5 protein-coding genes and 1 pseudogene are annotated in these 4,589 nt (G+C 65.5%); all 6 read right to left on the bottom strand.

What is annotated here, in order from left to right; all coding sequences use genetic code 11:
• Nucleotides 1–1,140 (bottom strand): 9-bladed beta-propeller domain-containing protein (locus QOC69_RS09485; protein WP_526438705.1); only part of this gene is annotated, 1,140 nt, incomplete at its 3' end.
• Between the two features lie 5 nt (nucleotides 1,141–1,145).
• A complete protein-coding gene (locus QOC69_RS09480) occupies nucleotides 1,146–1,640 on the bottom strand; it encodes a YbaB/EbfC family DNA-binding protein (protein WP_526438703.1) in 495 nt (164 codons plus the stop codon).
• Between the two features lie 22 nt (nucleotides 1,641–1,662).
• On the bottom strand, nucleotides 1,663–1,962 hold the full coding sequence (locus QOC69_RS09475; protein WP_526438701.1) for a type VII secretion target: 300 nt from the start codon (nucleotides 1,960–1,962) through the stop codon (nucleotides 1,663–1,665).
• A 16-nt stretch (nucleotides 1,963–1,978) separates the two neighbouring features.
• Entirely contained in the window at nucleotides 1,979–2,971 is a 993-nt protein-coding gene (locus tag QOC69_RS09470; RefSeq protein WP_526438699.1) for an EspA/EspE family type VII secretion system effector, read from the bottom strand.
• A gap of 130 nt (nucleotides 2,972–3,101) precedes the next feature.
• Nucleotides 3,102–4,316 carry a DNA polymerase IV gene (dinB, locus tag QOC69_RS09465; protein WP_526438697.1) on the bottom strand — a complete coding sequence of 405 codons (1,215 nt, stop codon included), beginning with the start codon at nucleotides 4,314–4,316 and terminating at the stop codon, nucleotides 3,102–3,104.
• Nucleotides 4,317–4,346: 30 nt separating this feature from the next.
• Nucleotides 4,347–4,589, bottom strand: a pseudogene (locus QOC69_RS09460) (TetR/AcrR family transcriptional regulator); the annotation flags it as partial.

The raw sequence follows: 4,589 nt of genomic DNA, 5'->3' as shown, positions 1-4,589 counted from the left end.
GCACGACTTACCCTTGTCGCCGGTCCGAAGATCGTAGGGCTGGAAGTGGGCTCCGTCGGCACCGCTGGTCTCACCGACCCAAAGTGTGGTGCCGATGAGCTGCATTCCGTTGGGTCGCTCACCGCCGAGGTCGAGGAGCTTGTCGCCGTTGGGGCCGTATATGCCGATGTGTTTACGGTCTTCCAGCACTGCCGTCAGGTTCCCGGTCGTGCCCCCCAGCAGGCCGGGGACGCGCTTTTCGTTGGTGGGTTCTTCTGCGTCGTCGAAGAACTGGGCGGCCGGTCGTTCCTTGCCGACGACGACGATGGCTGCGAAGCCGTCCTCGAAGAAGTTCACGTCCTCCAAATGTGTGTTGTCGGGAAGTGTTGGCGTGATGGTTTTACCGTCTTTGACCGAAATCAGATTGATCGCGTACGAACCCTTGGCTGATCCCTGGACGACGACATCGCCGCCCTTTTTGAAGACCTTCCCAATGCCGGGCGCGAACCACGTCGTCTCGGCATTGGGTCCCACGCCATAGATGCCTTGCCCATCGGTTGCGGCAACGATGTATCCACCCACCTGAGCGGCTTGCAACTTCGATGCATGCAGGCGTAGCTCGGTCGGCCCGCTGTAGGAGACGTGGCCGGTCTGCGCCTCGATGACCCATGCGGTGGCGGCTTGCCCATCGTCCGAAATGCACAAGACGGAGGGGCCGTTCGCAAAGCAGCTTGGTGCGATGGCTGCAACATTGAGCGCCACCGGTCGAAACAGCACGTGCCCATCGGCGAAGTTGACACCCGCCAACCACCACTGCGGTGCGGTTGGGCCGGGGCTGCTGGCAAGGAGGACGGCGCTGTGGTCCGGGGTTTCGATGAGGGGGCCAGGGACGCCAGAGTTCTGGTGACTCTTGGCAATCGTGGAGCCAGCGGGCAGTCCCAAGTCGGCGGCGCTCGTGTTCCAGCCTGAAACGGGGTGTACCCGCATGGACGACAGCAGCGCTTCCTTCGGCGGCTGCCACCTGGAGCGTGCCCAGTGCTCGGCACCTCCGGTGGACCACCATCCGACGGCGCCGACGATCGCTACGATAACGACAACGATGAGTGCGGCGACGATGAGCGGCCAGCGACGTCGCCGCCGACGCTGCGCTTGTTCGATCAAAGGGGTCAGTCCTCGTGTGCGTACCGGGTGCCGAAGATCTGCGCCTTATCGGCGAGGACCGTCTCCGGGGAGGGGAGTCCCAGCTCATACTCCACGTAGCTACGCGCGCTCACGGGATCTTCCCCCAACTGTTGAAGCATTCCCGAGGCGAGCAGGTGTTGACCGGCGCGGGCGTTTTGGCTGGCGAGCCGCGCGATCAGTGAAATCTCTTCGGCCAGTTCGCTTTCAGTCATATTGCACACTTGGGGTTCCAGCGTGACCTGGATGGGTCGGCCGTCCATCAGTGCAGTTGCCGAGACCGTGCCCGGTGGATTGGTCACAGTGAAGAACATTGTTTGGGGCCCACGTTCCTCATCGTCTGCCATTGTCGCGTCCAGGCCGACGTCGACGTAGTCGGCGGCGACCGGCGGGGAGAAGTCGAGCGCGGACAGCATCGACTCACCGGTGTCGTGGTCGTCCTCGTCGTCGTCCCACGAATCTTCGGACCAGTTGCCACTCATTCAGGCCTCGCACGCGTTGATGTCATTGGCTCCGGCGGCGTCGGTGGTCGTACCGTGCGGCAGCAGCATTGAGTTTCTCACCCAGCTCCGTCGACACCTTTAAGAGTGCGCCTCCAGCCGCCCGGCGTGCTTCCTCCGCCGCAGATACGGCGAGATTGGTTGCTCCACAGACCAATCCATGTGTGTCAAGAACGTTGCGCGCTGGGTCAACGATCGACCGGTTGGCACCGGTGATCTGATTGACCGCTTCCTGCTGTTTGGCTGCCAGATGTAGAATGTGGTCGGCCAGGACCTTCAGGTTCTTCTCTTGATCAGTGGACACGAGGTTCCGTTCGTCGTCAGCGGGGAGCGGCTGGGGCTGGCGCTCCGTATGGGGTGGCGGGTGCTTGGACGGGCGGTTCCTCGGGTCCTGGCACGGTGTATTGCGTGCCTGGCAACGACCGCTTTGGCTGGGTGGGTTCGCCCGGGTCGGGTAGCGGCGTCTCAGGGTTGGGACGGGGAAGTTCGTGCTGTTGGTCGGGTACGGAGAAGACCTCGCCGACACAGGGGTCCAAGGGGTTGCCAGACGTGTCTCTCGCCGCGTCCTCGTAGCGCTTCGCAGAGCCGCGAATGCGCGTCGCGTTCTCGAGAGAATTCTTGACCAGGACCGCCATCGTGGCCCCGGACACGTCCAATGCTCCTGCCGCGGCGGCGCAGTCGAGTGCAAACTTGAGGGCGCGAGTGGGCGGAGTCGCATTCATCCACATCGTCGCCAAGTCGCACTTGGTGAGTGAGTCCGACGACTCGTCGAGCGTGTTTCGGGTGCGGGTGACCTGACCGGCCTCGGTATCGATGTGGCCGGCGATCTCGACGTCCGCGGCCTGCACGTCCGAGGCGAGCCGTCTGTGCGATGCATTCGTCGCGTTGTAAACCTGCGAAGCGGTGCCATCCCAGCGATCATCGTGGGGCGCCGCATCGATGAGGGTGTTGACGACGTCTTCCAGGTGCTCGCTCGAACCTCGGAACTCCTGCCCGGTGCACGGAGTTCCGGAGCCCGTGGTCTTCTTCATGCCCTCGATCGCCAGTTGCGCGGCAGCCAGCACCTTGGATTCGGTGAACTTCGTTGCGGTGTTGTTCTCGAGAAAGCTTGGGATTGGCCCCAAGTTCGCGCCGAGGCTACTCAGGCCCAGGGCGATGTCCTTGCCGTCGCCGAGGACCTTGCGGCCGTCGACGAAGGCCTGTCCGAAGTCGCCGTGGGCGACGTCGTTCACCAGACTGGGCGCGTCGGTTACTGCGCCCTTGATGCCGGTAATGATGTCGATCGGGGTGGCGGTCTCGACTGCGCCCAGCACACTTCCCAGGTCATCTAGAAAAAACCCATGGGCGGCGCCCCCTCGCATGCCGCCAAAAAGCCTAACAGCGCTCCTCGGCGGTATCGGACGGTAATTCGGTCCATCGCAGAGCCGCCACCCGGGCCGGCGATCAATCCGGCAGCATGGGCATCTCCAGGCCAGGGTCCCGGCCGAGCAGAACGCCGCGCATGACCGAGCCGTTGCCGAAGCGCTGCCGCACCTCGTCCATGGCCGCGTCCAGCGCCACCACGTCCGCGACGGCGTCGAAGGGCAACTCCAACTGCTGGGCGCCGTCCCTGTCGATGTTGGACACCGCGAAACCCACCAGGGTCAGGCCCCGCTCGGCGATCAGCGGGCGCGCCGCGGCGACCAGGTCTCGCGCTGTTGCGAGGATGGCGTCCGTCGACGCCGTCGCCCGGGGCATGGTGCGTGAGCGCGTCGCCCGGCCGAAGTCGTCGAACCGCAACCGCAGCACCACCGTCCGCCCGGTGCGGCCCGCCTTGCGCATCCGGCGGGTGATGCGGTCGACGAGATTGATCACGACCGCGTCGATCTCGATGTCGGACATGGTGTTTCCGGTACGGCCCAGTGCCCGTTGCGCACCGACCGAGCGCCGTCGCACGCCCGTGACCACCCGCCGTCGGTCGACGTTGTGCGACAGCGCGAACAGTTGATGACCCATGCCGCCGCCGACCATCGAGTCCAGCATCGCTTCGCTGAGTTCGGCGACGTCGGCGACGGTGTGGATGCCGTGGGCGTGCAGCTTGTCGGCGGTCTTGGCGCCGACGCCCCACAGCCGGCGCACCGGCAGTGGATGCAGGAAGGCCAACTCGCGATCGGGCGGCACCAGCAGCAGCCCGTCGGGCTTGGCCTCCTGGCTGGCGACCTTGGCAAGGAACTTGGTGCGCGCGATCCCCACGGTGATGGGCAGGCCGACGCGGTCGCGGACGTCCGACCGCAGTTGCGCCGCGATCTGCACGGGGGTGCCCGAGACCCTGGCCAGCCCGCCGACGTCGAGGAAGGCCTCGTCGACCGACACCGGTTCGACCAGGGGAGTGGTGTCGCGGAACACCTCGAACACCGCGGCGCTGGCCTGCGAGTACGCCGACATCCGCGGCGGCACGATGAGGGCGTGCGGACACAATTGCCGCGCCTGGCGGCCGCCCATCGCGGTGCGCACGCCGTAGGCCTTGGCCTCGTAGCTGGCCGCGAGCACGACGCCACCGCCGACGATCACCGGTCGGTTGCGCAGGGAGGGGTCGTCGCGCTGCTCGACCGATGCGTAGAACGAATCGAGGTCAGCGTGCAGGATCGTGGAAGCGCTTCGCTCCTGCCGGCCGGACACGAACACATGTTCGCATCCCGGTACGACGAATCAGCGGCCGTTGCCGTAAATGCTGCTGACCCAGACGTGGGCGAGGGTGTCGACGATCCGGTCGTACGGAACCGACGACGTTTCGCCGGCGAAGGTGGCGAACATGGTCCGCTCATTCATCAGGTTCAGGGAGATGGCCAGGTCCTGCGCCGGAATGCCGTCCGGTGCGGCGCCCTTGTCCCGCTCCTCCTGGATCGATGCGGTCGTGTAGTCGATCCACTTCTGCATGAACGTCGTCCACGC

Source organism: Mycobacterium sp. (assembly GCF_032162105.1).
Lineage (GTDB): Bacteria > Actinomycetota > Actinomycetes > Mycobacteriales > Mycobacteriaceae > Mycobacterium.
Note: the sequence above shows the minus strand (reverse complement) of the source record. Positions and strands in the feature narration are given on the sequence as shown.

Excerpts from the sequence above, each read along its gene's own strand:
- QOC69_RS09480 (WP_526438703.1), bottom strand. The coding sequence starts at position 1,640 with ATGAGTGGCAACTGGTCCGAAGATTCGTGGGACGACGACGAGGACGAC.